Source organism: Paracoccus sp. SMMA_5_TC, from assembly GCF_009696685.2.
GTDB lineage: Bacteria > Pseudomonadota > Alphaproteobacteria > Rhodobacterales > Rhodobacteraceae > Paracoccus.
The window spans coordinates 2171620-2198305 of the sequence record NZ_CP102355.1 but is presented as its reverse complement, the minus strand read 5'-3'; the positions used below and the strand labels follow the sequence as shown (position 1 = coordinate 2198305).

The window sequence follows — 26686 nt, the reverse complement described above, 5'->3', positions numbered from 1 at the left end:
CCGGTTCATTCGTGGTTCATGCGGTTTTCGATCAGTTCGTCCACCACACTGGGGTCGGCCAGGGTCGAGATGTCGCCCAGGCTGCCGAAATCGTTTTCCGCGATCTTGCGCAGGATTCGGCGCATGATCTTGCCTGACCGGGTCTTGGGCAGGCCGGGCGCCCACTGGATCAGGTCGGGCTTGGCAATCGGGCCGATTTCATTGCGGACCCAGGTTTCCAGTTCCTTGCGCAGATCCTCGCTGGGTTCGATGCCGTTCATCAGCGTGACATAGGCATAGATCCCCTGCCCCTTCAGCGGGTGCGGATAGCCGACCACCGCGGCCTCGGCCACGCTTTCATGGGCGACCAGGGCGCTTTCGACCTCGGCCGTGCCCATGCGATGGCCCGAAACGTTGATGACATCGTCAACGCGGCCGGTGATCCAGTAATAGCCGTCCTCGTCGCGGCGGCAGCCGTCGCCGGTAAAGTAATAGCCCGGATATTGCTGGAAGTAGGTTTCCATGAAACGCTGGTGGTCGCCCCAGACCGTGCGCATCTGCCCGGGCCAGCTGTCGGCCAGACACAGCACACCCTCGGCCGGGTTGCCGTTCTGAACGACGCCCGAACTTGCATCCAGCACCACCGGCTTCACGCCAAAGAACGGCAGCGTGGCCGAGCCGGGCTTGGTTTCGATCGCCCCGGGCAGCGACGTGATCATGTGACCGCCGGTTTCGGTCTGCCACCAGGTGTCGACGATCGGACAGCGGCCCTTGCCGACATGCTTGTCATACCAGGTCCAGGCCTCGGGGTTGATGGGCTCGCCCACCGAACCCAGCACGCGCAGGCTGGACAGGTCGTATTTCTCGACCCATTCCGGGCCCATGCCCATCAGCGAGCGGATGGCCGTGGGGGCGGTATAGAACTGGTTGACCTTGTGCTTTTCGCAAACCGCCCAGAAGCGGCCGGCGTCGGGCCAGGTGGGCACGCCCTCGAACATCAGCGTGGTGGCGCCATTGGCCAGCGGGCCATAGACGATATAGCTGTGGCCGGTGACCCAGCCGACATCTGCCGTGCACCAGAACACATCGCCGTCCTTGTAGTCAAAGACGTATTGATGCGTCATCGCCGCGTAAAGCAGGTATCCCCCGGTGGTATGGACGACCCCCTTGGGCTTGCCCGTCGAACCCGAGGTATACAGGATGAACAGAGGATCCTCGGCCCCCATCGGCCGTGGCGGGCAGTCGGGGCTGACCTGTTCCATCATGGCAAGCACGTCGATGTCACGCCCGTCGACCCAGCTGATCTGATCGCCGGTGTGCTTGACCACCAGACATCGCACCCGGTCCGAACAGTGCAGCAGCGCGGCATCGGTGTTCGACTTCAAGGCCGTGCGGCGCCCGCCACGCGGCGCAGTGTCGGTGGTGATGACCAGCTTTGCCCCGCAATCGTTGATGCGATTGGCCAGCGCGTCGGGCGAAAAGCCGCCAAAGACGATGGAATGGATCGCGCCGATGCGGGCACAGGCCAGCATGGCATAGGCCGCTTCGGGGATCATCGGCATGTAGATCACCACCCGGTCGCCGCGCATCACGCCCTGGCTCAGCAGGACATTCGCCATGCGATTCACCTTTTCCGAAAGCTCGGCATAAGTGATGTGGCGGGCCGGCTGGCTGGGATCGTCGGGTTCCCAGATGATGGCGGTCTGCTGGGCGCGCTGCGGCAGGTGCCTGTCGATACAGTTGACCGAGGCGTTCAGCACCCCGTCCTCGAACCACTTGATCGACACATTGCCCATGGTGAAGTCTGTATTCTTGACCCGAGTAAAGGGCTGGATCCAGTCCAGACGCTGCGCCTCGCGCCCCCAGAATCCATCGGGATCGGAAATCGATTCGTCATACATGCGGCGATAATCCGCAGGCTTGACCAGCGCGTTCTCGAATCCAGCCGGAATCGGATGTTTCGCAAGGTTTTCAACAGACATGGCGGCCCTCCTCTGCCAATCGCCGACCGATTCCTGGTCCGATGGATTGCCTTTGACAGGCGCATCGGGATCGAAATCGACCGGAGGTTGCCACGGATGTTAAGTCAAACTGTATCCATTCGTAAACCATTTTTTTGAAAGGATATTTTTGTAAATTTATTCACGCAATGACTGTTGATGTTGTAAATTATTGACAGCGGCTTGCCCGTATCGAGCCGTCGGGGCAAAGATCGCCCATGCGCCGCGATCCCTTTCACGCACCCGACGACCATGCACGCAGTATTGCGCGCAGGCTGCTCGGCAGTTGCCGGCATGCCATCCTGGCTACCCAGGATGCTGAAACCGGCTTTCCCCTGGTCACGCGCATCGCCTTGCAAACCGAAAAGCATGGCGTGCCCATCGCGCTGCTCTCCGATCTGGCAAGGCATAGCCAGGCCTTGCGGGTCGACAACCGCGCGGGCCTTCTGATCGGGGATGCTTCGCCCGACACCGACCCGATGCGGGCGCCGCGGCTGTCGATTCAAGGCCGGGCAACGATCATGCCTTTGACGCCTGCCATCCGAGCCGCATGGCTGGAACGCAACCCGTCTGCGCGCGCCTATATCGACCTGCCGGACTTCAGGCTTTGGCGCATCGATCCTGTCCACGGGCTGCTGAATGCCGGATTTGGCCGTGCCTATCGGATGGAAGCTGCGGACATGCTGCTGCCCCCGACCGCATGACGGTCGAGGGCCAAGGCCGGCTTTGCCGCCCGGTTTCTAGTCGGGGTTGTCCATCCGCACCCGCAGCGAGACCGAGCCCTTCGTCGCCGCCGCCCAGTTCAGCGCCACCTGCTTGCGGGCGGTGCCAAGCTGTGTCTGCACCCAGGGCATTTCGGTGACCCGGGCATTTGCAGCATTGGTGATCGCGCTGGTAGCTACCAGGGATTCCACCCGGCGCGCCCAGCCGTTGAAGGGCAAGGCCGCCGCGACGGTGACCAGCCACCTGCTGGTGGCAGTGGCCTGGGTAAAGGTCACATCGACCGGGTTGGCGACATAGGTGTTCACGCCATTGAACATGTTGCCCTGGAACTGGATGTTGCGCATCCGTGTGTAATCCAGATCGGCAAAGCTTGTATCGACGCGGTCGATGCGGGTGATCTTGTTCACCAGCGACTTGAAAACATTGCCCATTACTGCAAGGCCATGGACGAAATGGCCGGTTCCATAGGGTTTCAGCACCAGCCAGTTGAACCCGAGGGTGGTGTTGGATGCCAGAAAGGTGTTGCCGGTGATCGTCAGGCCGCCAAAGGAATATTCGTCTCCTTCGAAATTCGGCCGCGGGTCATGTTCGTTTGTCCATTCAATCGAACAGTTGTCGATGTAATTGCCGGTCACGGTGGTCTGCACATTGGTCTGGGTCAGCACCAGACCGCCAAAGCGCACACCGTTCTGGGCGTTGTCGCCCTGGAACCAGTGGTTGCCCTCGATGATGTGACCGCCGCCGTTCATCACAGCGAAATGCGCAAAGCGCACAAAGCGGCTGTGCCGGATCTTGGTGTCGTTGTTGTTGACGTTCAGCGCCACCGTGGTGCGGTTCTGCGCCAGATCGGTCATCTCGTTCGACAGGAACTCGCAACGATCGACAAGCATCCCCTGGCAACCGGTGCCGATCGAGGTGATGCCACGGTCCTTGGGGCGCGTGAAATAGCAGTCGCGGACGCAGAACATCGACCCGCTCTTGGCCAGCATGATGCCGCTGGCATTGCCTTCCAGCAGGAACTCGACATCGTCGAAATTGAACCGCGACAGCTCCTCCATTGCGGAAAAGTCAAAGGCATAGCGATAGCGGGTGAAGGTATAGGACCGCGTGGTCGCACCGCCGAACAGGGGCTGCGACAGTGTCAGCGTGCGGGCCGCAACGTTACGTGCCAGCACGTAAACCTCGCGGCCGACACCGCTGCCGATCACGCGCGCGCCGACCTCGATGTTCGCGACATTCCCCACCCCGGTCAGCAGCAGCGGTTGGGCGGGATTGTAGGTCGCGGTCGAGGTGACCGAGGTGCTGTTCCAGGCAGGACCGGGGACGATGCTGACCTGACCATTGGTGATGACGCGACGATTGGCGAAACTGGTCACCCCTGGCGCCGCATCCTCGATCCGGATCGGCTCGGACAGATGCACATTGCGCCCGCACAGGTCCAGCACACCATGATCGGTAAAGCCCAGCAGCGCCTGCAAGGCCTTGCGCATGCCCTCGGTCTCGTCGCCAAAGGCCGCGGCATAGGTCGGGAAATCAAAGCTGCGCGTCAGCGCCAGCCGGGCGTTGCGCGGCATCCGCAGCGTGCCCACAAAGCGCACCGGCGAGGAAAGGCTGAGGTCCGACCCGATATAGAACGTGCCCGCGGGCACCAGGATCTGCCCGCCTCCCGCCGCCTGGTCCGCCGCAACGAATGCCGCGCGGTCATCGGCCACGCCGTTGCCGATGGCGCCAAAATCGCGCACATCGACCCAATCCAGCATCCCTGGCACAAAGGCGGCGGTCACATCCTCGATCACGATGCTTTCGATCCGGATCGAGCCGTTGTTGTCGCCCAGCAGATCAAGGCCGAAGTGTCCGAATGTTGCGGACCTGCCCCAAGCCATGTCGACGCCGTCGCGCCGGCCGGTGCCGACGATGGCGGAAACCTCGACAACCTCGTTATAGCCGCTCAGGCTGACGGCGGGACCGGATTGCACGACGCCCGCCACGTTCTCGCCCGCCGCATTGCCGGCAAACCCCGCGATGCGCACCTGCGGCAGGTTGCCCGCAATCGCCTTCACCCGCGCCGAGATGCGCAGATAGGTGCCGGGATTGATCGGCGTGCGCCGCATGTAGCGGATCGAGGTGACGCTTTGCTGTTTCAGGATCTCGAGGCAGCTGCCGAAATCCTGGTCGGCGGGCACGATGGCAGCATTGGGCGCAGCCGCCCAGGTTGGCGAGCCCGCGCGACCGTCCGTCTGCGACCACAGGGCAAGCCCCAGGTTGAAGGCACGCGGCATCAGCGACTGGTTGCCGATTATCGTGGTGGCCATGCCAAAACTCCCTATTCCACATGATGCGAGGCGATGGGCCGCGCGGTCTGTCAGGAATTTGGCAAGGTCGCGTTAACCGCTTGTTAACCATGCGCGCGCCGCAACGGCAGCGCGCGCAACGTGATCTTCGGCTTGCGGATCAGTTGGTGGGCATGCCGGCCAGTTCTCCGGCCAATGCCCGTTCGATGAGCGCGCGGGTTTCATCGACACCGTAAAGCGCAATGAACCCGCCAAACCTTGGCCCCTGATCTGCGCCCAGCAGCACCTGGTAAAGCGCCTGGAACCAGTCCTTCATCGGCTCGAACCCGTGTTCGCGACCGATGGCAAAGACCATGGATTGCAGCGCCTCGGCGTCGGCGGGCTGATCCCAGGCCGCCAGCCGCCCCGCCAGATCCTCGAGCGCGCGACGCTCGACCTCGGTGGGCGCGCGAAACTGGCGGGTGGGCGCCACGAAGTCGTTGAAATAGCGCACCGCAAACTCGGCGGCCTGGTCCAGCGTCGGATTGGTCTCGGGGCTGGCCTCGGGCGCATAGCGACGTATGAAACCCCAAAGCCCGGTCTTGTCCTTCGCCCCCGCGACCGAGGCCAGGTTCAGCAGCATCTGGAACGGCACCACCATGTCGGATGCCGGCACCTGTCCGCCATGTATATGCCAGACGGGATTGGCCAGTTGCTGGTCGGGCGTCTGATCGGGATAGGCACGCAACTGCTGGTGATATTCGTCGACCGCTTTCGGGATGACATCGAAATACATCCGCTTTGCCGTCTTGGGCTTCTGATACATGAAATACGACAGGCTTTCGGTGGCCGCATAGGTCAGCCATTCGTCGATCGAAAGCCCGTTGCCCTTGGATTTGCTGATCTTTTGACCGTGCTGATCCAGGAAGAGTTCATAGGTGAAATGCTCGGGCCGGCGCCCGCCCAGGATTTCGCAGATGCTGTCATAGATCGGCGTGTTCGTGCTGTGATCCTTGCCATACATCTCGAAATCGACATCAAGCGCGGCCCAGCGGGCGCCGAAATCGGGCTTCCACTGCAATTTCACATGACCTCCGGTCACGGGCAGCGTGGTCTCCTGTCCATCCTCGTCATCGAAGGTGATCGTGCCGTTGACCGCATCGACATGTTTCAACGGCACATACAGAACCCGTCCGCTCTTGGGGCTGATGGGCAGGAAACAGGAATAGGTCTGCTGGCGTTCTTCGCGCAGGCTGGCCAGCATCACCTCCATGATCGCGTCATAGCGTTCGGCCGCCAGCAGCAGCGTGGCATCGAACTGGCCGGACTTGTAGAATTCGGTGGCGCTGATGAACTCGTATTGGAAGCCGAAGGTGTCCAGAAACCGGCGCAGCATGGCGTTGTTGTGATGACCAAAGCTTTCATACTGGCCGAAGGGATCGGGCACCGTGGTCAGCGGTTCCTGCAGGTGCTGGCGCAGCATTTCGGTGTTGGGCACGTTGTCGGGAACCTTCCGCATCCCGTCCATGTCGTCGGAAAAACAGAAAAGCCGCGTCGGGATGTCGGAAATCATCTCGAAGGCGCGACGGATCATCGTGGTGCGCGCCACCTCGCCAAAGGTGCCGATATGTGGCAGACCCGAAGGACCATAGCCGGTCTCGAACAGCACGTATCCCTTTTCGGGATCCTTTTTTTCATAGCGTTTCAGCACGCGGCGGGCCTCTTCAAAGGGCCAGGCCTTGGATTTCATCGCGGCGTCGCGCAAGCTGCTCATCTGGGGTCTCCGTTGCTGTGCCTTCCCCGTATTGAAACGCGACCGGATGGTCAATAATTTCGCCCAAAACCAACGGAGAATTGCCCATGACCGACAGCCTTCCCTCTTTTTCGGCCTGCGATGCGCTGGTCGCGGTCATGGTGGCGGTATCGGCCTCGGATCAGAACCTGCGCACGGCCGAGCTGCTGGCGATCGAACGGGCGGTGAACCATACACCGGTCTTTGCCGAATATGACATCGACCGCATGCGGGCGGTGTCGCAGACCGTCGTCACCCTGTTCGAGGAAGAAGACGGCTTGGATGCGCTGTTCGGGCTGGTGCGCCAGGCGCTGCCGCCCAAGCTGTTCGACACGGCCTATGTCCTGGCCTGCGACGTGGCGGCATCGGACGGCCGCCTGGGCGAGGTCGAGGCCGAGATGCTGGCCGAAATCCGCGACCAGCTTGAAATCGAGCGCCTGCACGCTGCGGCCATCGAGCTGGCGGCCCGTGCCCGTCACCGCATCCTGTGATCTAACCCTGGTCTGCCGGGCACCAATCGGCGATCAAACCCTGCTGCAATGCCTTGGATTGCCGCGTCCAGGCCAAGACCCCGTCGGGCAGTTCCTGCCCCTCGGTCGCGGCGCGGCGGGGCTCGTCCGCGGTCAGGATGGCGAAGATGCGATCCGGCCCCTCGGCCCGGCGGGCATAGCCGGCAAGGTTCGACACGAAGTTAAGCGTCCCGGTCTTGGCGGCGACATGCAGATCGGGTTCGGCATCCGCGCCGGGCGCGGCCTTGATCGGGATGGGCTTCAGCAGGGCGCGCAGGTTCTGGCGCTGCCCCGGTCCGGCCAGGACCTGCGCCAGGATACGGGCCGTCAGACGGTTGCCAGCCGCAAGGCCCGAATGATCCTGAAAACTGAATGCGCCTTCGATCCCCTGCCCGCGCAGCCATTGCGCCATCGCCGCGGCGGATTGCGCCACATCGCCGGCACCGCTGGCCGACAGGCCCAGAACCTCGGCCGTCAGGTTGGTGGAATAGGCCAGCATGTCGCGGGCCAGATCGCGCAGCGGCGGGCTGTCCTGGCGCGCGATTTCCGGCCCGTCGGGCAATATCTCGATGGTTTCGGGCGCGGGTAGAACCAGACCGCGCGCCCGACACAGGGTCTGGAACACGTCACCGGCATAAAGCTCGGGTCGGCGCACCGGCAACCAGCGGCTGCCCGGCTGATCCAGCGCGGAACGGGCGATGGTCCAGTTTTCCTTTTGGCCGCTGCCGTCATAATCGAACAGCGGCGCGCGGCGGGCAACCGGGGCGATGCTGGCGGTATAGGCGCGCGGCGACAGCCTGCGCCCGCGCGCCTCCAGCGACAATTGCGGCCCCTGGGCACCGCGGCGCCATTGCAGATGCACGCGATTGAAATTCAGGATCATCCCCGAAATCGAGGGGTTATAGGGCAGATGCACGGCCTGCGCCGGGTCCAGTTGCGCCACCCGTGGCAAGGCCCCGCCCCAGACCGCAAAGGTGGTGGGCGCGGCGCGGCCCGCGGTCCTTTCGGCCTCGACCGTGGCAGCGGCCAGCTGGTCCAGCGCATCGGTGTCCAGCACCGGATCACCGCCTCCCGCCAGCACCAGCATGTTGCCGGCGCGGATGACCCGGGTGCTGAAGCGATGCTCTGGCCCCAACCGATCCAGCGCATAGAGCGTCGTCACCGTTTTTAGCGTGCTGGCCGCCGGCAGCGACAGATCGGGTTGGTAGCCCTCGATCATCGCGCCGCTGACCGCATCCATCAAGGCATAGGCGACAGTGCCCGACAGTCGGGCCTGGGCCACGCGGGGCGGAGGCAGATCGGCCGCACGCGCCCATGACGGCGCCAGCCCTGCCGCCAGCAGGCCGGCCAGAAAGCCGCGCCGGTCCAGTGCCGCCACGCTCATCGCCGTCTCCGCGCCAGACGCGCGCGAATGGCGCTGGAACTGAGCTTGTTCAGCGGCACATTGATCAGCACCCAGGCCGGCGGTTGCATCCGCGCCAGCATCGTCGCCCGCCGTTCGGGCAGGCGCCAGCGCCACAGGATGCGCGCCGCACGGGAAAACCGCGCCGGCATGCGCCAGCCTGGGCGGGCGATCACCCCGATGGGCACCCGCCGCGCAATGTCCCGCCAGCGATCCCAGCGATCGAACTGCACCAGATTGTCGGCCCCCATCAGCCAGACGAAGCGCACACCCGGATACAGGCGTTGCAGTTCGCTGATGGTGTCATGGGTCATGCGCGTGCCCAGCCGAGCCTCGATGCCCGTCACCACCACGCGCGGATCGTCCAGGATGCGCCGCGCTTGCGCGATGCGTTCCGGCAGCGGCGCGGGACCATGGGCCTTCAACGGATTGCCGGGGCTGACCAGCCACCAGATGCGATCCAGCGCGAACCGGCGCAGCGCCATTTCGGTAATATGGACATGGCCTTCATGCGGCGGATCGAACGATCCGCCCAGCAAGCCCACCGTCATGCCGGCATGTGCCACCGGATAGCCCGCCCGCATCATGTCATTCCATCCCCAGCCGCTGCCGCAGCGCCGGCAGCCAGTCGTCGCGCCGCATCCAGGCCGCGGCAATCACCCAGAAGACGACGATCGACCACAGATCGATTGCCAGCCGCAGCCAAAAGGCGAACGGCCCCGGCTCGACCGTCATCTGCACCGCATCGCCCCAGATCGACAGCATGACGCAGCTGACAAAGGAAAACAGCCCCCCGCGCCCGATTTCGGCCAGCGCCCGGCCGGGCGCCGTCGCGGCCATCCAGGCAAAGGGACGTTCCAGCGGCACCGCCACCAGCCAGCTGGCGGCCAGAATCGTCATCAGCCGCAGGCCGTCCAGCGACCATTTGTCGATGGGGCCGGTGATCTGGCGCAGCAGGTCGTTCATGGGTTTCGCCGCCGCCCCCAGGCGCCAGCCCAGCACGACCAACAGGCTGAACAGCATCAGCCCGGCCGAGGCCCAGGTCAGCAACCGGCCATGGCGTCGCAGGAACGGCATGATCCGGTCGCGGAACGCGCCCATGGCCACGCCGACAAAGAACAGCAACTGCCAGCCAAAGGGATTGAACAGCAGTCCCGGCCCCGGCCGCTGGTTGGGGATCAGCGCGTTCAGCGGCTCGGCGAACAGCCAGACGGTGACCGACACCGCCAAGGCCAGCCAGGGAAAGCGCAGCATGAAGGGCACGGTCAGCGGCACCGTGGCGATCAGCAGCACATACAGCGCCAGCACATCCATCAGGTTCGGCTGCATCCACATCAGCGCAACCGTCGCCAGATAACCCCGTGGCTGCTCAAGGATCCAGCGCGAATACTGGAACCAGACCGCGGTATGGTTCATCTGCAGCTTGAACAGCAGCGCCGACAGCAGCGCCAGCAGCAACGAGCCGATGATCAGCGCCAGCCAGACCTGCACGGCCCGGCGGAAAAAGCGCTTCTGCGCGGCGAACCGGCCCTGGCGCGCCTCGACCTTGATCCAGACCATCCCGACCAGAAAGCCCGACAGCAGGACGAACAGTTCGGCCGCATCGAACACGGCGAAATTGGTCAGCGTGACATTGCGCATCACACTGATCGGCATGTGGTCCAGCATGATGCAGACCAGCGCATAGCCGCGCAGCATGTCCAGGGCGGCTATACGTTTCATTGCGGCAGACGGGCAAAGCTGTCCATCAGGGCGCGATCCTCGATCAGCGCCAGACGCTCGGCCGGCTCAAGAAAGGACAGGGCTTCGGCCTGAGTAGCGGCATGGGCAATCTTGGCCTGGGCGGCAATGGCATGCAGGCGCAACTTCGGGGGGATCTGCGCACTGTCCGGCAAAAGGGTCGCGATACGGGCGCGCAAGGCGGCGTCCTCGCCAAGCGCCTGCAACCCATCCTCGCGCGGCAACATGCCGCGAATACGGAAATCCAGTGCATTGGCCGCGCTGAGAATTTCGGGCGTTTCGCGTTCTTCTGGTGTGACCAGCAGCCCCTGGCGGCGTGCCCAGCGGCCAAACACCGGGCTTGCCGACCAGCGCGAGGTCAGCGGCGACAGGATCAGCCCCGCCAGGATGGGCGACAGCCACACCAGCTGCCAGGGCGAGAGATAGGCCAGCACCACCAGGGTGGCGATACCCAGCGCGACGTGCAGCGCATGGCGGCGCAAGACCACATGCCAGGGCGGCATCTGCCCGGCGCGGACCTGCGCCTCCCAGCCGGAATCGCGTCCGCGCAGGATCTCGATGATCTGGCGGGTCTGGATCAGCATCTGCACCGGCGCGATCAGCGCCGACAGCAGTATCTCGAACAGGGCCGAGGCCAGGATGCGCACATTGCCGCCCGAGTTGCGCGCCAGCGGCCGCAGCCAGGCGCGAAAGATGGCGATGAACTTGGGCACCAGCAGAAAGCCCATCGCCGCCACGAACAGCCACAGCATCCGCACCGGATCGAAGGTCGGCCAGACCGGGAACAGCTGATAGGTCTGCGGGAAATAGTCCGGCCGCGACAGCAGCACATTGGCCGACAGCGCCAGACCGACCAGGATCATCGCCAGCCAGATCGGCGACATCAGGAAACCCAGGATGCCGATAATGAAATGCACCCGGCTGATCCAGGCAAAGCCACGGGCAAACAGCAGCCGCGAATGTTGCAGGTTGCCCTGTGCCCAGCGGCGTTCGCGAACCGCCATGTCCAGCAGCGTGGGCGGGCTGCCCTCGAAGCTCTGGCGCAGGTCATGGTCCAGCCGCACCTTCCAGCCGGCGCGACGCAACAGTGCGGCCTCGACGAAATCATGGCTGAGGATCGGGCCGCCGAACGGCGGTTTGCCCGGCAATTCCGGCAGTCCGCAGCACTGGGCAAAGGCCGAAACCCGGATGATGGCGTTATGCCCCCAGAAGTTGCCGCTGTCGCCCGACCAGGCCGCGACGCCGCGGGCGATGGCCGGACCATAGATGCGGCCCGCAAACTGCGTGAGCCGCGAAAAGATGGTCTGGCCGCCCACCAGCATCGGCATGGTCTGGATCAGGCCGATCGCGGGATCGGCGTTCATGCGCGCCGACAAGGCCTTGATGGTGTCGGCCCCCATGATACTGTCGGCATCCAGCACCACCATATGATCGTAGCGCCCACCCCAGCGCCGGACGAATTCGCCAACATTACCGGCCTTGCGCCCCTTGTTGCTGGTGCGGCGCCGATACCAGACCGGCACCGGCGACAGATCGCGCAGGCGGCTCAAGGCCGCCATTTCCTCCAGCACCGCCTGCGGGTCGCGACTGTCAGAAAGGATAAAGATTTCGGCCCGCTCACCCAGTCCGACCCGATAAAGATCGCGCGCCAGAGCCGCCAGCAGCCCCGAAGTTGCTGCAGCGTTCTCGTTATAGACCGGCATGACGACGGCAATTCTGGCCGCATCGGGTGTACCCGGGGTCCGCAGTCGCCGCGCAAATACGCCGGCCAGCATCGAGGTGAAGGAAAACCCGACCCAGGTGAAGGTCAGTGCAAACAGCACCAGCAGCACCGATTGCAACCATGTCATCTGAGTGCCGAAGGCTTGCACCATTTGTGTCCAGCCGACCCAGGCGATCAACCCTGCCCCGCCAAAGGCCACGATCCGGGCGGCTATCGTCGATGCAGCCGGCCAGCCGCGCCGGGGTCCGGGCGGCGGGGGCGCGCGGAAATCCTGTTCGGGCATGGCCAGAGGCGCCTCTGGCGGGGTTGCCTGCGCCTGTGCCAGCGCATCTGCCGACGCCTGCCACAGATCATCCGCCGCCAGCGGCAGATCGGCCGGCGCGTCCTGAACGCTATCGGCCTGAAGATTTTGCGTCATGGTCACGGTGGCTACTCGCGGGTCCAGCGGGCGATCCAGGTTTCGCTAAGCGGTCCCTCGGGTCCGTTCAGCACCGCCGAGATATCCGCAATCTTTGCATTGTTGGGCAGGAAATCGAAGGCCAGGCGCATTCGTCCCTGTTCTGGCAGGCGTAGAAGGTAGCTGTGCCCTATTTCCCCGGCCGAGGCGCGTATCTGCGGCACCGGATCATCGGCGCCGAACAGACCCAGATCGAAATCGACCATGTAGGTGCGGGCATTCGGGTTGTTGATCGCGCGTCCCGACATCGTTTCGATTACTCGAGATATGGGCGCACTATCAGGAACTTGTGCAGCAAAGCTGAGGATATAGTTGAAGTCCTTCCGCTCTCCGGCCTTCAGAGGATCGGCGGGTTGCCAGTATGAGACGATATTGTCGTTGAATTCGTTTTCGACCGGAATTTCGATCAGGGTGACGGTGCCCTTGCCCCAGTCGTCCTGCGGCGCGATCCATGCAGAGGGACGCTTTTCGTAACGCGCCTCGGCATCCTTGTAGGATTCGAAGTCGCGCGCGCGCTGCACCAGCCCGAAGCCCAGCGGATCCTTGTCCATGAACGCGGAAATCTGCAAGGTTGCGTGCCCGGACAGGACACGCCACAGCCGCTGTTCGTTGCCGGTCAGCATCTGCAAGCCATCGCTGTCATGAACCGCAGGGCGATAGTCGTCGACGCGCGACCTGTCGGTCGGACCGAACCAATACATCGACGTCAGTGGCGCAATGCCGACGTTTTTCAGCTCACGCCGCGGAAACAAGGCCACCCGGGTATCAAAGACCGTTTCCGCGCCGGGGGTAATGCGGAATTCATAAGCGCCCGAGATAGACTTGCTGTCCAGCAGCGCGTGCACCAGCACCGAACGATCCTGTTCGGCGGGCTTGTGAATCCAGAAGCCGCGGAACAGAGGAAACTCCTCGCCCTCGGCGCTGCCGGTGCCGATGGCCAGTCCGCGCGCCGAAAGCCCGTAAAGCGTGCCGCGCGCCACGGCGCGGAAATAGCTTGCGCCCTGAAACACCGCGATTTCGTCCATCACGTCGGGCCGGTTCAGCGGCGCGCGCAGGCGAAAGCCGGACCACCCCATGTTGCCCAATGTTTCGTAATCGACACCGTCCGGGAATTGCGCGGGGTCGAAATCGAACATGTGCGGATCGAAGCGCACCGGTATCACCACCCCGTCGTCAACCAGGCTAATATCGACAGGTTCATGGAAGATCGCGCCCGGCGGCAACAGGTCCAGCGCAAAGTCCCGGCTGCCCACCCAGGGGTCGCGGTCACGGCGGAACCGGATACCGCGATACTGGTCGTAATTCAGATTGGCGAAAGACCCGACCAGCTGCGCGTCGCGATATTCATAGGGCTTGGCCGCCAGATCGCGGGCCATGGCGGCAACGTCCTCGAAGCCGAAGGGCTTGGGTTCGACCGCATCGACCGGCGTGCCGGCTTCGGCCGGCACGCTGGGCTCTTGCGCCAAAGCCGGCCCCATGGACGAACCCAGCGCGCTGGCCGCAGTCATGGCCACGCCCGACAGGATGACGAATTCACGACGACGCATCAACCGACCTCATTCTTCGGGCAAAAAAGGCCCGGAAATTCCAAGCGGATTTGGCATTGACCGCAGGATCAGGCAAGCCTTTTCGCGCCGAAAGGCAAGCTCTTGCCGAGAGTTGAAGCGTAAACCACGGCAAAGCGCCCCGCGATTGCAGTCGCAGGGCGCAGGTATCGTTGTTTCAAATGGCCTAGCGGTTGATCTCGCGCTGGACCTGGCCCTGATCGTTCAGCTCAAGCATGACCGGTTCGCCTTCGGGATTGGTAGCCGGCGCCAGATGCAATGGACCATGGCGCATGACAGGGCCGACATCCTTGTAGCCGGCGGCCGTCAGCGCATCGTGCAGACGTTTCTGGGTCGGCGCATCCACCTGCTCGAACCCCGGCCCTGCGCCGCCGGGGCCAGCCGGGCCGCGCGGGTGGTCGGCGGCGCGGTCGCGATGCCGGGGGCCATGATCGTCGCCACGCTTGCCATGCTTGCCGCGCGGGTGGTCGTCGTGATCCTTGTCATGGTCGTCATCGCCATCCGACCGGCCGAAACGCAGCAAGGTGCCGTCGACAGAAAATCGGGCATGAACCTTGTTTCCTTGCGCATCCTGCCCTGCCAGCATCACACCGCGCGGACCGGATGCGACGGCACGGATTTGACCCAGTTCGGCATAAAGCGCATTGCTGCGCACGGCCTGCGGCACCAGAGGCTCGACCAGGGCAGCGGGCAGCGCCGCGTCATCCTTGCCGCGCAAACCACGCAACTGCCCCTGCCCGTCAACCATGGCTTCGATCCAGGTGCCATCAGGCAGGCGCCCCTGAATCCGCATGCCATCGCCTCGCTTGGCCGGCTTGCTGGTGATTTCGGCCAGTCCGGCGTCGCTGAGCGCCTTGGGGACGTTGATCGCGCTGGCCGCGACAGGGGCCGGCGGCTGGGGCTGCTGCGGGCTCTGCTGGGCAAGGCCCGGCTGCGCGATCAGCGCCACCATGGCAGCCAGCGTAAAAGCTTTTGGGGTGAATCTGCTCATCTCTGTTCATTCCTTCTTCGGGGACGCAGGATTTGCGCCCTTGCGAATCGCTGATAGGACATCTTGCGCCAATGGCGGTTTAATGCGCCGTTTGGTTTTCATTTCCCTTTCCGGCACTAGATCTGTCGCATGCGCCGCGCGGTTATCATCTTCCTTCCCGTTCTTGCAGGGCTATGGCTTGCTGCTGCGGTCATGATCCATGCCGACCCGAAGGATGCATGGACCGAGGACGAGGATTGGAACGGCCAGTTCAGGGATCTTGAGCGGGATCATGCCCAGCCATTGCCCCTGCAACGCGCGCTGCGGATTGCCGAGGCGCGCTTTCGAGGGCGGCTTATCGCCGCGCGTCTGCTGCCGGCAAACCCTGCAGAACGCGCGCGCGGCACGATACTTGTGCACGAACTGCGGCTGTTGACCCCCGATCGGAATGTGCTTCGATTGCGGCTGGACGCATTCAGCGGCGCCTTTCTTGAGGTCGCCGGGGCCGGGCTGACGGCCGCGCGCCGGACAGGAGAAGATTGAGCATGCGTTGCCTGATCGTCGAGGACGACCCCACCCTGGGTGAGCAATTGCTTGCTGCCATGCAGAACAGTGGCTTTGCTTGCGACCTTGCAGCGGACGGGCCGCGCGGCGAATTCCTGGGCGCGACCGAGACCTACGACCTCGCGATCCTGGATCTGGGTTTGCCGGGCATGCCGGGGATCGAGGTGCTGACGCGCTGGCGTGATGGCGGCATCACCATGCCGGTCCTGATCCTGACGGCACGGGGCGACTGGTCCGACAAGGTCGCCGGATTTCGCGCTGGCGCCGACGATTACGCCGTCAAGCCGTTCCGGCTGGACGAGGTCGTCATTCGCGCCCAGACGCTGGTCCGTCGCGCCGCAGGCCATGCCTGCGCGATCATCAAGGCCGGGCCGCTGCAACTTGACAGTCAGCTTGGCATCATCACCCGCGACGGGATGGCGCTGCGATTGACCGCGTTCGAGACCAGGATTCTGACCTACCTGATTCATCACCAGAACCGCGTCATTACCCGCAGCGAACTGTCGGATCATCTTTACGACGCTGCTGCAGACCGCGATTTCAAGTCGATCGAGGTGGTCATTGGCCGGTTGCGGCGCAAGATCGGGGACGGCCTGATCGAAACCCGTCGTGGAGAGGGATATCTGCTTCGGACGCGGTCATGATCTGGCCGCGCGATTCCATCCGCGCCCGCCTGATCCTGCTGGCGGCGCTATTGACCGGGGCCGCGCTCTTGGCGGGCTATCTGGCCATCGCTGCGATCCTCGAGGATTTCATCACTGACCGTTTCGATGCCGAGGCCCAGGCTGTGGCGGAAAGCCTCATTGCCGGCGCAGCGGCGCAAAGCGACGGCAGCCTTGTCCTTGCGCCCGCAGGTCGCGACCCGCGCTTCGAACTGCCCCTGTCGGGCTGGTTCTGGCAGGTTGCTCAGGACGGTCAGGTATTGGCCAAATCGCCATCGCTGTTCGACAATGTGCTGAAATCCCCACCCGGTGAAATCCGGGGCGGTGCGGGGACAGGCCCGCAGATGGAAGGGTTGCGGGTGATGCAGACAGATTTCACCCTGCCCGACACACAACAGCGATTCACACTGACCGTCACCATGCCCGTGGCCGAAATCGACGCCGCACTTGCGAGTGTGCGCCAACCGCTGCGGATCTCGCTTGTGGTGCTTGGGTTTGCCCTGGCGCTCGCCAGCCTGGTGCAGGTTTTTGCGGGCTTGCGCAGCCTTGACCGTCTGGGGCAGGATCTGCGCGCGATACGCGAGGGCCGTTCCCAGACGCTGCCCTTGCCGGCCGTTGCCGAATTGCGGCCGTTGGCGGGTGAAATCAACGGTCTGCTTGATCAGAACCGCATCCTGCTGACCCGCGCGCGCGACCATGTCGGCAACCTCGCCCATTCGCTGAGGACTCCGCTGGCGGCTCTGGCAAACACCTTGCCCGCGGATCACCCGGCGCAGGCCCTGATCGGCCGTATGGATCGCCAGATCGGCTGGCATTTGCGGCGCGCGCGCAGCGCAGCCGCCTCGCGGGTTCTGGGACAGCGCACAGCGGTCTTGCCGGTCGTGCAGGACATTCTGATGGTGCTGGGTCCGATCATCCGCGAGCGCGACCTGCTTGTCGAGTCGAGGATCGAGCCCTCGGCAATCTTTGCGGGTGAACGCCACGATCTTGAAGAGGTCATCGGCAACCTGCTGGAAAACGCCGCGAAATGGGCCAACCGGCGCGTGGCGATCACCGCATCGACACACTCCGATCTGTTGCACGTGCAGATTGCCGACGACGGTCCGGGCCTCGCGCCCGAAAAGGCGGCACAAGCCCTGACGCGGGGCGCACGCCTGGACGAGACCGGCCCCCCCGGCGCCGGCCTGGGGTTGGCGATCGTCGCGGACCTGGTCGCCCTGCATGGCGGCAGGATATCGCTTGATCGGGCGCGGCTTGGGGGCCTGTCGGTGCGCGTAGAGCTTCCCGCCCCGGCGCTTGTCCAGTCCCGCGCATGACCTTTCGCAAGCCAGCAGGCCGCAACCCCTTCAAGGTCGTCGATTTTCCCTTGCCCCACCCCTCACGACCACTTATCTGACCCCATTACCGTCCCGCGCGGCAAGCAGACGGAAGCGTGGCCGAGTGGTTTAAGGCTCTGGTCTTGAAAACCAGCGTGGGGGAAACTCCACCGTGGGTTCGAATCCCACCGCTTCCGCCACTTGCGCAAAACGCATTTCATTTCTTGCGTTAGGTGACGAGCGATTTCGCGGCAATCTTGGTCCGGGCTTGGCTACGTCGCTTCTTTTGCTAGGATCGGCAGCATCAAGACAGCCGCCGCTTTCCGGTCCGGGCTTGGCTACGTCGCTTCTTTTGCTAGGATACGCGCCGCGACCTGCAGTTGGTGGTCACTGTCCGGGCTTGGCTACGTCGCTTCTTTTGCTAGGATAACCCGTCGAGGACGCGCGGCGCGCGCACGGTCCGGGCTTGGCTACGTCGCTTCTTTTGCTAGGATTGCGGGCATCGAACAGGGCTGGCACCATCTGTCCGGGCTTGGCTACGTCGCTTCTTTTGCTAGGATCAAAGTCCTGCGCACCGTGCTGTGTGACTAGTCCGGGCTTGGCTACGTCGCTTCTTTTGCTAGGATCTGCTCATAGCGACGCTTGGCCTCGGCACGTCCGGGCTTGGCTACGTCGCTTCTTTTGCTAGGATTGGTCGAAGTCAGCGGTCGGCACAGTTTCGGTCCGGGCTTGGCTACGTCGCTTCTTTTGCTAGGATTGCCTCGCTCAATGAGACTCAGCATGCCCCGTCCGGGCTTGGCTACGTCGCTTCTTTTGCTAGGATTGACCCCGCGCAACTTCTTGTTGCGCGGGGTTTTTTCGTGACTTGGCCCGAATAAATCTGGCCCCTGCACGCCTAGAACAGTGCGAGTTGAGCAGGTTTTTCCGCGGGAGTCTTGGAGCGTCGCTTGCCATGAAAGACCTGACTGAGCGCATATTGCTTGTCCGTAAAGAAAAGAACCTGGACGTGGCCAGCTTCGGGGACAAGCTCACCCACCTGTCGGGCATAACTTTCGGCCTTCTCCTTGCTCCATGCATGGCGAAGATAGACCGAAAACTGAACCATCTGGAAGCCAAGGTCCAACAGGTCGTTGCGGAACCGCGTGGCCCGCTTGCGTTCGGCGCTGGTCAGCACCGGCAGATCGAAAAGCACCCAGACCCACATGATCCTGTATCCTGAAAGCTGCCTGAAGCCATTGTCACTCATCCTCCTGCTCCTCGGTGGCGAGGGGGATCGGCCGGTCCGGAAAAACAAGGCGCAGTCTGCCCGTCTCGCAGGATCGGGCAAGGCTCTGGGCCAGGCGCAGCAGAACCTGTGACAGGGGGCTGGCGCCCTGCGCCGTCGGAAAGTCGGCAGCAAGGCTGGCAACGAGCGCACCGCGTGCTTCCGCAACTTGGGTGATTCCTTCAGCACACAGGCGACGAACGATCAGATCGATGGTCGGACGAAACGGCTCCATCAGGTCATCGGCCAGCGCCAGCGCATCGCCCCCCGAACGGTGATGGACGGACAGGGACGGATGCAGTCCGGCGGCCACGATCGCGCGCGCCGTCGCCGCCCGCAGAATGGCATAGCCGTAGTTCAGCATGCCATTGATCCCCGAAGCTTCGCGGTCACGTCGGAACGTCTTGTCCATCATCAGCGGCCAATAGGCCTGCGCAGCCTGCGCCTCGCGGTTGTCCGGGTCGCCGGAGCGCACCGCTGTGGCCAGTCTGCGCAAACGCTCGGACGGGGCGTTCACGCGCTCCAGCGCCTCTGCCTGCGCGATGATCTTGTGGCGAACCAGTGCGGCCCAAGCCTGCTTGCGGAACGGCAAGGATGCATCCGCCTGGGCTCTGATCCTGTGCGCCTGCTGGAAATGCCCATTCAGTGGCAGCACGACAGCCACCGGATTGAAGTCATGGCCCAGCACCATGACCGGCACCTGGCGGGCCGCAAGTTCGGCCAGCGCGGTGTTCGACCAGACCATCCCGGGGCTGGCGACCAGCACCGCCTCGAGGTCGTCGAAGGCGATGCGTCCGGCCTCGCCTCCGTCCCTATCAACCGCGAGAAATCCGCGGCGCTTGTGCACCGAAAGCCCGGGTGTCGTCAGTTCCAGTATTCGTCCAACCATCAGAGCCTCCTTGAAGGAAAACGCCCGAAAGGTTGCCCTGCCTGTCAGCCCATTTGTCTACACGATCCCATGTCGGATCGTGTGCACCCGCCCCAGTTCGTCGATCCGCACGCGCCGGGCACGGCGGAGCCTGAGTTTGCCGATATTTGCGAGATCCCAGCGGAAGGGGTCTTGGGTATCATCATGGCGTTTCTTAAAGTCGCCCGCGTCATTGATCCCGACGAGGTAAAGCACCGAGTTGCTTGGCGACAGTCGAACGACCCGCTTGATCCGGTTGCTGCCTTCCGCAATACATTTGTTCTTTTCATCCCAATCGAACAGCTGGATCGTGTCGTTCTTATACACGCGCATGATGAAACGCGCGTCGGGATACACGATGTTCCACGGCTCGGCCCCGCCTGAATTGGCCGCCCAGATGTCGGTCACGTGGTGGAACCAGGTGCCGTCGGGGCCTTCGAGGATGTCCATGTAGGCATTCTCGCCGGGGACCAGCCATTTGTAGGGCCGGCCCTCGCGATCAAGAACCGGCCGCACCGCGGCCTCAGGTTTCAGGATGCGCAGCTTGCGGTGGCCCGTTTCCTTGCTCCACGCTGCCAGCGCCTCGGCCCGGCGCTTGTCGCGCTCTTTCTTCGGCAAGGACTTGTCGCGGGCCGATCGGGTGGCCTCCTCAAGGCTGCGGCGCAGCTTGACGTCGCGCACCTGACCGATTTCCTTTTCGGTCAAGCCAAGGACAGGCTTGCGCACCACGACATTCCCGATGGTTCGGTCGGCCTGATTTTCCGGCACGTCGCGCACAATGCCAAAGACGGTATCCTCGTGCAGCCGACCGCTCGTCTGCGAGGGGTCGGATGGGTCGATGCTGCCATGCTGCGGGCGATGGCTGACGTTGACCTTTTCCCCAGCGGACAGCACGGCATCGCGAAAGCCCTCGAATGGCTCGGGCGGCGCGGGCAACACGCGGTCAAGCCCGTCTGCACCAATCTTCCGCGCATGGGTCTGCAAGACCTGCACCATCCGCCGGTCGATCACCCCCACCACTGCGGCGTCGATCGCGTGGTGGCGGTGATCGTCGCGCAGCTTGCGGTTGTGATCGCCCAGGTTCAGGCCCCAGCGATGCCGCAGCATCGCCGTCATGCGGCCCGGCAGGATCCAGACGTGGCTGCGCCGCCTCCCCTCGTCATCAGTCTTTGCAAACAGCGCCTCGGCATAGGTGCGCACGACGCGGGCGAGATAGCCGGTGGCGTTCAGCTGGCGATCCTCGAAACCGCGCGTTTCCTCCCATTTCTGCATGGCGCCGGGAAGGAATCGCCAGGCCTTGTTGGGCGGAAGGTGTTTCGTGCGGGCGATGATCGCGGCAAGATCCGTGCCGGACCAGGCCTCGCCGGGCGCACGCTTGCCCTTGATGCGATTGGCCACACGAAAGCACACCGTCTTGTTCGCGGGGCTATCGTCGAAGGTCTCCTCGAAGGGCAGGATGTGGTCGATCTCGACCTCATCGGAAAACAGTTGATGCGGCGCGATGGTCTGGCCGGTGTAGGGGCAGAGCCGATCCGCCGGGCCCTTGCCCAGCTCTTCCCACAGGCGCATACGCAGAAACCGGTCGCCGACGCGTGCGCCTTCGACCAGCAGACCCGCCTGCTGCAACTCTTTCCGCCAGCGATCGTTGCGCTGCGTGTTCTTGCGGATTTCGCTTTCGATGCGATTCAGTTCCTCGGCCGACTTGGCCATGTCGCGCGCGGCCTCGATCACCACCTGGGCAGGCTTGCCATATTCGACGATCAGCGCGTTCATCACCCGCCGGAACTGTCCCAGGGCGATATGCACTGTCGGGTTGGTAATCTGGCCATAGCGGATAAGGTCGGGGTCATTCGGGTCGCCTGTGCCGTTCCCGATCATCCGCTGCAACACAGGCAGCCGGTTATACGGTGGCAGGATATCCACGCCCTTCTCGGCCTGGAAATCTGAATGGTCCAGCCCCGCGCCGCCCAGCAGTGGCGCACGGCGCACCGCCTCGTCATAGGTGATGACTTCCCTGCGCATCTCTTCCAGGATGGCCTGTGTGGCCTTGAGGCAGAAGCGCAGGTGGCCATCGGGGAGCGGAATCCTCTCCGCCCTTTCGGCGACCTCGCGGGTAAGCCCGTGCCGTTCGATCAGCCAGCCAATCAACTCGTTCGGGTCGGCAGTATCCGCGATCCGGCCGAGCATTTGCACCTGCGTGGCGCTGTCGAGGGTCGGCCACAGACTTGCCAGCGGTCCAGGCTTCTTCGCATCACCCAAGAGCCGTGCGGCGACATCATTGCGCGCAAGCTCCTTCAACCCGCCCTTTTCCAGGTTGAACGCAGCCTGCGACGGCAATTTCAGGGTCTTTCGCAGCGCCGCCCATGAAAGCTTGGTCCCACCCATCAGCGTGCGCGCGACAAGGTCACGAGCGGTAATATCCAGCGGACTTTCGCCATACTCATCGACGATTCGCAGGTGATTGAGTTGCGACAGGATCAGGAATTCCTGCGCGACCGGATGCCAGCGCGGCAGGCGATCCTGATCGGGGAAGAAGGTGCACTTTCCCGGCCGGACCGGGCGCAAGGGACGCTGGAAGAAGATCGTATCACGCAGCCGTTCCCATTTGTCATTGGTCAGCGACGGATGATAGGCCGCCTGGGTGGCCCGGATGTGATCGAACTCTGCTTCCAGCATGGCGCGCGTCGGATAGAATTCGTAAGACAGCTTCGTATCTTCGCCGGTCGGCCGGATGCGCGTTCCTTCGCCCCGCAGAAGGCGGGCGTGGAGGAAGGCGCCGTATGTCGGGTGCCCCTCGGATCTGAGTCGCTCGAGAAGAGCATTGGACGCGGTTGCGACCTTGCCCTTCTCGTCCGCGTCGTTGTCGGCCCGACGATTGCTCTTGAAACCACGGTGTTTCGACATGTGCCACAGCGCCCGGCCAAGCTGCTCTGGCGAAACCTGCTCGCGCGCGGCCCTTGCGCGAGCTTCATGAGGATCTGCCGCGAAAACCGCATTTCTGGCTTGGGCGTCTTGCGGCAGCAGGCCAAGATTTATCAGGTCGCCAAGCAGCCTTCCGCGTCGTCCGAGCCTTCTGTCCCGTTGCCGCCGCGCAGCGCGCGGCCCACGGCGTCCCGCAGCATTGGATTCCTTCGACTTCGGATCCCGGCCGCTCGAGAATATCCGCACGCCAAGCTTTTCAAGCGAAACTGGAAGCAAGTCAGCGTCCAGACGGTAGACCGCCCAGCCAAGCGAATGTGTTCCAAGGTCAAAAGCAAAACGATGCATAGCCCCTCCGAAATGCTTGCCATACCAGCCTGTTCCGGGATACATTCAAATTCCTAGCAAAAGAAGCGGCGTGGTCTTTCCCGCGATAAGGTGAAAGATCCACACCATTGGGGCAGGCTGCGGCCTGCCCCTCTTCTTTCGGAAGCTTTCGGAAGAAAGCTGGTCGTGGGCTGCCGGCCTTACTCCACAAAGGATGGTGCCATCACCTGCCCCAGAGCCCATGTCCCAAGAGCGCCTTGACGATACCTGCGCAAGCTGCGTCATCTGCAGGATGCGAGTCGCGTTGTCGAGTGCGATCCTTTGGCGCGCTACCCGTCAGGCAACGCTGACGAACTCGGCTATATCCAGCATTCGCCTCCTGTGGAAAGCGCAGGCACAGCCTTATCGCCCTGCCCAGCCTTTGTGGCTGCTGCGTGACGCGCCTGCGTAATAGAACGCGATCTGCCCGTCAGACCTAACAATCCGGAACTGGATCTGAAGCATTACTGTCTCTGGGATCGGTGTAGGGCGAGGCCTGCTCTCCCATCGACGCGCGCTGTGGATCAATGAAGCTGCCGGCCTTACGCAGTTCGGCGCCTTCGTCGAGGTTCTGGAACCGGGATCCCGCTCTGCCCTCGCGCACTGGCACGAGGCCGAGGACGAGATGATCCTCGTCCTCGAGGGCGAGATCACGCTGGTCGAGGGCGACTGCGAGACCCTTCTGCGCCCCGGCGATGCCGCCGCGTTCAAGGCCGGCGTGCCCGTCGCGCATTGCCTCGAGGACCGGTCCGACCGGCCGACGCGATGCCTCGTCGTCGGAACGCGCGCCCCGGTGGATCGCATCGTCTATCCGGGTCACGACCGCATCTGCCACCGCGATCGCTCCCAGCCCGACGACGTCTGGACGGACCTCGCCGGCAGGCCCGCGTCGACCCCCTACGCCTGAGATGCGGAGCCGATCCGCCGGCGCAGCTCGACGCTGCCGGGGACGCGCCGGAAGCCCAAGGCGGCGTTCAGGCGCAGGGCCGGCGCATTGCCCTCGAGGTTGGTGGTGCGCATCCGGGTAATACCCTCGGCCCGCGCCACGGCGATCAGCCGCCGCTTGAGCGCGAGGCCGAGGCCGGTGCCGCGCAGGTCGGGCGCGACGCCGGTGAAGAAGGAATAGATCTCCGCCCCCAGGGCATGGCCGACGGTCAGGCCCACGGCCCGGTCCCCGGCGCGCGCCACGATCACCCAGCGGTCGCAAGCGCTGGGGCTGCGGCGCAGGACGGTCTCGCAGCGCGCCCGGCTCCAGCGGGGCAGCCCGCGCATGTCGGGGGCGTCGGCGAGAAGCCCGGCGAAAAGGTCGCAGACCTCCTGCCATCGGGCTTCGGTCGCGCCGGTCATGTCCTGCAGGCAGAGATCTGGCGGCGGGGCTGCCTCAATCGCGGCAAGCGGCAGGCTGGCAAGGTCGAGAAGGCTGTCGAAGCGCAGGGCATGGCGCAGGTAGCCGCGACGCTGCATCCAGTCGATATCGCCCTGTGCCGTCTCCGGCAGCGTGGCCGCAAGGCCCGCGTAGCCCTGCGCCGCAGCGACGCCTTCGAGGTGGGCCAGCATCGCCGTGCCGCAGCCCCGGCCGCGCCATTCGGGATCGGTGCAGATGAGCAGCGCCAGGTGATCCGCCGGGGCATAGGGCGCGGCCGCAAGCTGGCCGATGGCGACCGTCGCGGTCCCGGTCCGGCCGAGGCAGCGGTGGAGGAACTCGCCCTCGGGGCCCTGCGCCTCGCGCGCGGCGAAGTCTTCGGCCGACAGGGGCACGGGCCGTGTCAGGTTCAGCAGGCGGAGCCAGGCGGCGGTATCGGCGGCGGCGAAGGGCGCGATCCTCATGCCCGGTCAGCGCTCTCGGCCGTTCACCTGCGCGACGGGGATCGCGGACAGGTCGATGCCCTCGAGGCAGCGGACGTTGACGGCGGCGATCCGGTTGCCGGACGGGTCGGCCCCCTCGGCGAAGGGATGCATGCCGCAGGTCGGGCAGAAGCGGTGGCCGATCGCCTGCTTGCCGAAGCGGTAGGTGCTCATGGCCTCTTCCGGCGTGGACAGGCGCAGCCGGTCGCGCGGCACGAACCACAAAAGCGACCCCTTGCGCGAACAGATCGAGCAGTTGCATTCCACCACCTGCGCGATCTCGCCCTCGACCTCGAAGGCGATCTGACCGCAATGACAACCTCCCTTGAAGATCATTCCTGCACTCCTCTCAACAAAGACTATCCCCGCGGCGCCCCTACTCCGGCCCCGTCGTTTCGACCCCATCGACGAAGATGCGCCCGCCGGGGGTCAGCGCCGCGCGCAGCCGGGGCCAGGCGCGGGCGCCGGCCTCGGGGTGGCGGCCATCGAGCGCGCCGACGCGGACCGCGACGATCAGGTCGAAGGGGGCCTCGTCCGGCGCGCGCGCGAAGGTCTCGGCGGCGGCCTGACGGAAGGTCGGGGCGCCGGGCTGGCCTGCGGGGCTTGCCGCCCTGGCCTGCGCGATGGCGCGGGCCGAACGGTCGATGCCGACCACGGCGCCGCCGGGCGCCACCCGTTCGGCCATCGCCCGGGCCAGCGCGCCGGGGCCGCAGCCGATCTCGAGCACACGCACCCCCGGCGCCAGCGGCAGCGCGTTCAGCACGGCGGCAAGACGGGGCGACAGCACGGTCATGGCGCGGGCTCCAGCGCGAAGGCAGGCACACGGCGGCCGTCGATGTCGGTGAAGCCGTAAGCTTCGGCCAGATCGGCCACGCGCAGCACCCTGCCGCTGTGCCGCATCACCTGCGGATCGGCCGCCAGCGCCGCGACGGCGCGACCGAGATAGCGCGGCGACTCGGTCCGCGCCAGCGCCGGCACCTTCTGCCAATGCGCCTCGTCGGTGGCATGGGCCGCGAGCACCCATTCGGTCCGCATCCAGCCGGGCGACAGCGCCAGCGAGGCCACGCCGCGGGGGCGCAGCTCCTCGGCCATGGCGATGGCGAGACGACAGATCGCGGACTTGGCCAGGTCGTAGCAGAGGTTGCCGCGCATCACCCGGCCCTCGTCCCAGAAGGTGGTGGCGATGATCAGCCCGCGGCCGCGCTCCGCCATCCGCGGGGCGACGGCGCGGGCCGCGAGCCAGTGCAGCCGCGCGCCGCCGTCCATCATCGCCGGCCAGTGCGCCAGCGGCTGTTCCCAGAACGGCGCCTGGAAGCGGCCGTCGAAGCTCTCGTGCCCGCCCCAGGCGTTGTTGACCAGAAGGTCGATGGCGCCGGTTTCCCGCTCGATCCGCGCGACCAGATCATCGACGGCGTCCGCGTCGCCATGATCGCAGCGCATCGCGATGCCGAAGCCGCCCGCAGCGGTCACGGCCTCGGCCGTGTCCTCGATGCTGCCCGGTGCGGCGGCAAGGCCCGACTGCCCGAGGATTCCGCCGTAGCCCTCCGCAGGCCGGTCGCGGGTGCTGCGCCCCGTCACCACGACGACGGCACCCGCCGCCCCGAGTTCGACGGCAATGCCGCGCCCAGCGCCGCGGCTGGCGCCGGTCACAAGCGCGATGCAATCCTTCAGGGGTCGGTCGGGGGCTGTCATGGGCGGTCTCCTGTCCTGTTC

Annotated in this window: 22 protein-coding genes, 1 tRNA gene and 1 CRISPR repeat array; of the genes, 7 read left to right on the top strand and 16 right to left on the bottom strand. The window is 64.7% G+C overall.

Annotated elements, in window-relative coordinates; translation table 11 throughout:
* Positions 1–5: 5 nt before the first annotated feature.
* Positions 6–1961, bottom strand: a complete 1956-nt coding sequence (gene acs, locus GB880_RS11385; protein ID WP_154490273.1) for an acetate--CoA ligase — start codon at positions 1959–1961, stop codon at positions 6–8.
* A gap of 236 nt (positions 1962–2197) precedes the next feature.
* Here acs and GB880_RS11380 point away from each other — a divergent pair, with 236 nt between their 5' ends.
* Complete coding sequence (locus tag GB880_RS11380) at positions 2198–2683, top strand: pyridoxamine 5-phosphate oxidase (RefSeq protein ID WP_154490275.1); 486 nt, start codon at positions 2198–2200, stop codon at positions 2681–2683.
* Between the two features lie 36 nt (positions 2684–2719).
* On the opposite strand, the gene GB880_RS11375 is transcribed toward GB880_RS11380, so the two are convergent.
* Together GB880_RS11375 and GB880_RS11370 are read right to left on the bottom strand one after the other, a co-directional pair.
* Entirely contained in the window at positions 2720–5014 is a 2295-nt protein-coding gene (locus GB880_RS11375) for a glycosyl hydrolase family 28-related protein (protein ID WP_154490277.1), read from the bottom strand.
* A 139-nt stretch (positions 5015–5153) separates the two neighbouring features.
* Entirely contained in the window at positions 5154–6746 is a 1593-nt protein-coding gene (locus GB880_RS11370; protein ID WP_154490279.1) for a lysine--tRNA ligase, read from the bottom strand.
* 86 nt (positions 6747–6832) lie between these two features.
* Between GB880_RS11370 and GB880_RS11365 the strand changes: the two genes are divergently transcribed.
* Positions 6833–7255 carry a tellurite resistance TerB family protein gene (locus tag GB880_RS11365; RefSeq protein WP_154490281.1) on the top strand — a complete coding sequence of 141 codons (423 nt, stop codon included), beginning with the start codon at positions 6833–6835 and terminating at the stop codon, positions 7253–7255.
* Between the two features lies 1 nt (position 7256).
* Here the strand turns inward: GB880_RS11365 and GB880_RS11360 are convergent, their stop codons facing one another.
* The 6 genes from GB880_RS11360 to GB880_RS11335 all read right to left on the bottom strand — a co-directional run bounded on the left by GB880_RS11360 (position 7257) and on the right by GB880_RS11335 (position 15151).
* Entirely contained in the window at positions 7257–8657 is a 1401-nt protein-coding gene (locus tag GB880_RS11360) for a D-alanyl-D-alanine carboxypeptidase (RefSeq protein ID WP_154490283.1), read from the bottom strand.
* Positions 8654–9259 carry a nicotinate-nucleotide adenylyltransferase gene (locus GB880_RS11355; protein ID WP_154490285.1) on the bottom strand — a complete coding sequence of 202 codons (606 nt, stop codon included), beginning with the start codon at positions 9257–9259 and terminating at the stop codon, positions 8654–8656. The genes GB880_RS11360 and GB880_RS11355 overlap by 4 nt, the downstream gene beginning before the upstream one ends.
* Before the next feature lie 4 nt (positions 9260–9263).
* A complete protein-coding gene (locus GB880_RS11350) occupies positions 9264–10397 on the bottom strand; it encodes an OpgC domain-containing protein (RefSeq protein ID WP_154490287.1) in 1134 nt (377 codons plus the stop codon).
* Positions 10394–12556 carry a glucans biosynthesis glucosyltransferase MdoH gene (gene mdoH / locus GB880_RS11345; RefSeq protein ID WP_154490289.1) on the bottom strand — a complete coding sequence of 721 codons (2163 nt, stop codon included), beginning with the start codon at positions 12554–12556 and terminating at the stop codon, positions 10394–10396. The genes GB880_RS11350 and mdoH overlap by 4 nt, the downstream gene beginning before the upstream one ends.
* An 11-nt stretch (positions 12557–12567) precedes the next feature.
* The gene (locus GB880_RS11340; protein WP_154490291.1) at positions 12568–14142 is read right to left on the bottom strand and encodes a glucan biosynthesis protein; all 1575 of its coding nucleotides are present in this window, start codon (positions 14140–14142) and stop codon (positions 12568–12570) included.
* 184 nt (positions 14143–14326) lie between these two features.
* Positions 14327–15151 (bottom strand): hypothetical protein, encoded by an 825-nt coding sequence (locus GB880_RS11335; RefSeq protein ID WP_154490293.1) that lies wholly within the window; start codon positions 15149–15151, stop codon positions 14327–14329.
* 192 nt (positions 15152–15343) lie between these two features.
* Between GB880_RS11335 and GB880_RS11330 the strand changes: the two genes are divergently transcribed.
* The 4 genes from GB880_RS11330 (at position 15344) to GB880_RS11315 (ending at position 17872) form a co-directional block, all read left to right on the top strand.
* Positions 15344–15673: a PepSY domain-containing protein gene (locus tag GB880_RS11330; RefSeq protein WP_229774709.1), complete on the top strand. Its 330-nt coding sequence runs from the start codon at positions 15344–15346 to the stop codon at positions 15671–15673.
* A 2-nt stretch (positions 15674–15675) separates the two neighbouring features.
* A complete protein-coding gene (locus GB880_RS11325) occupies positions 15676–16338 on the top strand; it encodes a response regulator transcription factor (protein WP_154490331.1) in 663 nt (220 codons plus the stop codon).
* Positions 16335–17672, top strand: a complete 1338-nt coding sequence (locus GB880_RS11320; RefSeq protein ID WP_154490297.1) for a sensor histidine kinase — start codon at positions 16335–16337, stop codon at positions 17670–17672. Before GB880_RS11325 ends, GB880_RS11320 begins: the two co-directional genes overlap by 4 nt.
* A 110-nt stretch (positions 17673–17782) precedes the next feature.
* Positions 17783–17872 (top strand) — tRNA-Ser (locus GB880_RS11315).
* Positions 17873–17932: 60 nt separating this feature from the next.
* Positions 17933–18495: direct repeats of the CRISPR family, unit length 36 nt; unit sequence GTCCGGGCTTGGCTACGTCGCTTCTTTTGCTAGGAT.
* 72 nt (positions 18496–18567) lie between these two features.
* Here GB880_RS11315 and cas2 read toward each other — a convergent pair.
* Genes cas2 through cas9 form a run of 3 tightly spaced genes read right to left on the bottom strand, consistent with a single transcriptional unit; the run spans position 18568 to position 23155 of the window.
* Entirely contained in the window at positions 18568–18918 is a 351-nt protein-coding gene (cas2, locus tag GB880_RS11310) for a CRISPR-associated endonuclease Cas2 (RefSeq protein ID WP_154490299.1), read from the bottom strand.
* Positions 18911–19825: a type II CRISPR-associated endonuclease Cas1 gene (gene cas1 / locus GB880_RS11305; protein ID WP_154490301.1), complete on the bottom strand. Its 915-nt coding sequence runs from the start codon at positions 19823–19825 to the stop codon at positions 18911–18913. Before cas1 ends, cas2 begins: the two co-directional genes overlap by 8 nt.
* Positions 19826–19882: 57 nt before the next feature.
* A complete protein-coding gene (gene cas9, locus GB880_RS11300) occupies positions 19883–23155 on the bottom strand; it encodes a type II CRISPR RNA-guided endonuclease Cas9 (protein ID WP_154490303.1) in 3273 nt (1090 codons plus the stop codon).
* Positions 23156–23591: 436 nt separating this feature from the next.
* On the opposite strand from cas9, the gene GB880_RS11295 reads away from it, so the two are divergent.
* Positions 23592–24035 (top strand): cupin domain-containing protein, encoded by a 444-nt coding sequence (locus tag GB880_RS11295; RefSeq protein ID WP_327077760.1) that lies wholly within the window; start codon positions 23592–23594, stop codon positions 24033–24035.
* On the opposite strand, the gene GB880_RS11290 is transcribed toward GB880_RS11295, so the two are convergent.
* From GB880_RS11290 to GB880_RS11275, 4 genes are read right to left on the bottom strand one after another with little or no spacing between them, the layout of a single operon-like run.
* Positions 24026–24955 (bottom strand): GNAT family N-acetyltransferase, encoded by a 930-nt coding sequence (locus tag GB880_RS11290; RefSeq protein ID WP_154550689.1) that lies wholly within the window; start codon positions 24953–24955, stop codon positions 24026–24028. The genes GB880_RS11295 and GB880_RS11290 overlap by 10 nt on opposite strands.
* Before the next feature lie 6 nt (positions 24956–24961).
* Positions 24962–25309 (bottom strand): GFA family protein, encoded by a 348-nt coding sequence (locus GB880_RS11285; RefSeq protein WP_154494653.1) that lies wholly within the window; start codon positions 25307–25309, stop codon positions 24962–24964.
* Between the two features lie 40 nt (positions 25310–25349).
* Complete coding sequence (locus GB880_RS11280; protein ID WP_263467143.1) at positions 25350–25766, bottom strand: SAM-dependent methyltransferase; 417 nt, start codon at positions 25764–25766, stop codon at positions 25350–25352.
* Positions 25763–26665, bottom strand: coding sequence for an SDR family oxidoreductase (locus GB880_RS11275; RefSeq protein WP_263467142.1), 903 nt, complete (start codon positions 26663–26665; stop codon positions 25763–25765). Before GB880_RS11275 ends, GB880_RS11280 begins: the two co-directional genes overlap by 4 nt.
* Positions 26666–26686: the final 21 nt, after the last annotated feature.

Bases quoted from the DNA above. Each gene is read 5' to 3' on its own strand.
- mdoH (WP_154490289.1), bottom strand. From the start codon at position 12,556: ATGACGCAAAATCTTCAGGCCGATAGCGTTCAGGACGCGCCGGCCGAT.
- GB880_RS11325 (WP_154490331.1), top strand. From the start codon at position 15,676: ATGCGTTGCCTGATCGTCGAGGACGACCCCACCCTGGGTGAGCAATTG.
- GB880_RS11330 (WP_229774709.1), top strand. From the start codon at position 15,344: ATGATCCATGCCGACCCGAAGGATGCATGGACCGAGGACGAGGATTGG.
- GB880_RS11350 (WP_154490287.1), bottom strand. From the start codon at position 10,397: ATGAAACGTATAGCCGCCCTGGACATGCTGCGCGGCTATGCGCTGGTC.
- GB880_RS11320 (WP_154490297.1), top strand. From the start codon at position 16,335: ATGATCTGGCCGCGCGATTCCATCCGCGCCCGCCTGATCCTGCTGGCG.
- GB880_RS11290 (WP_154550689.1), bottom strand. From the start codon at position 24,955: ATGAGGATCGCGCCCTTCGCCGCCGCCGATACCGCCGCCTGGCTCCGC.
- cas1 (WP_154490301.1), bottom strand. From the start codon at position 19,825: ATGGTTGGACGAATACTGGAACTGACGACACCCGGGCTTTCGGTGCAC.
- GB880_RS11340 (WP_154490291.1), bottom strand. From the start codon at position 14,142: ATGCGTCGTCGTGAATTCGTCATCCTGTCGGGCGTGGCCATGACTGCG.
- acs (WP_154490273.1), bottom strand. From the start codon at position 1,961: ATGTCTGTTGAAAACCTTGCGAAACATCCGATTCCGGCTGGATTCGAG.
- GB880_RS11370 (WP_154490279.1), bottom strand. From the start codon at position 6,746: ATGAGCAGCTTGCGCGACGCCGCGATGAAATCCAAGGCCTGGCCCTTT.
- GB880_RS11280 (WP_263467143.1), bottom strand. From the start codon at position 25,766: ATGACCGTGCTGTCGCCCCGTCTTGCCGCCGTGCTGAACGCGCTGCCG.
- GB880_RS11275 (WP_263467142.1), bottom strand. From the start codon at position 26,665: ATGACAGCCCCCGACCGACCCCTGAAGGATTGCATCGCGCTTGTGACC.
- GB880_RS11375 (WP_154490277.1), bottom strand. From the start codon at position 5,014: ATGGCCACCACGATAATCGGCAACCAGTCGCTGATGCCGCGTGCCTTC.
- cas2 (WP_154490299.1), bottom strand. From the start codon at position 18,918: ATGAGTGACAATGGCTTCAGGCAGCTTTCAGGATACAGGATCATGTGG.
- GB880_RS11355 (WP_154490285.1), bottom strand. From the start codon at position 9,259: ATGCGGGCGGGCTATCCGGTGGCACATGCCGGCATGACGGTGGGCTTG.
- cas9 (WP_154490303.1), bottom strand. From the start codon at position 23,155: ATGTATCCCGGAACAGGCTGGTATGGCAAGCATTTCGGAGGGGCTATG.
- GB880_RS11365 (WP_154490281.1), top strand. From the start codon at position 6,833: ATGACCGACAGCCTTCCCTCTTTTTCGGCCTGCGATGCGCTGGTCGCG.
- GB880_RS11335 (WP_154490293.1), bottom strand. From the start codon at position 15,151: ATGAGCAGATTCACCCCAAAAGCTTTTACGCTGGCTGCCATGGTGGCG.
- GB880_RS11285 (WP_154494653.1), bottom strand. From the start codon at position 25,309: ATGATCTTCAAGGGAGGTTGTCATTGCGGTCAGATCGCCTTCGAGGTC.
- GB880_RS11360 (WP_154490283.1), bottom strand. From the start codon at position 8,657: ATGAGCGTGGCGGCACTGGACCGGCGCGGCTTTCTGGCCGGCCTGCTG.
- GB880_RS11380 (WP_154490275.1), top strand. From the start codon at position 2,198: ATGCGCCGCGATCCCTTTCACGCACCCGACGACCATGCACGCAGTATT.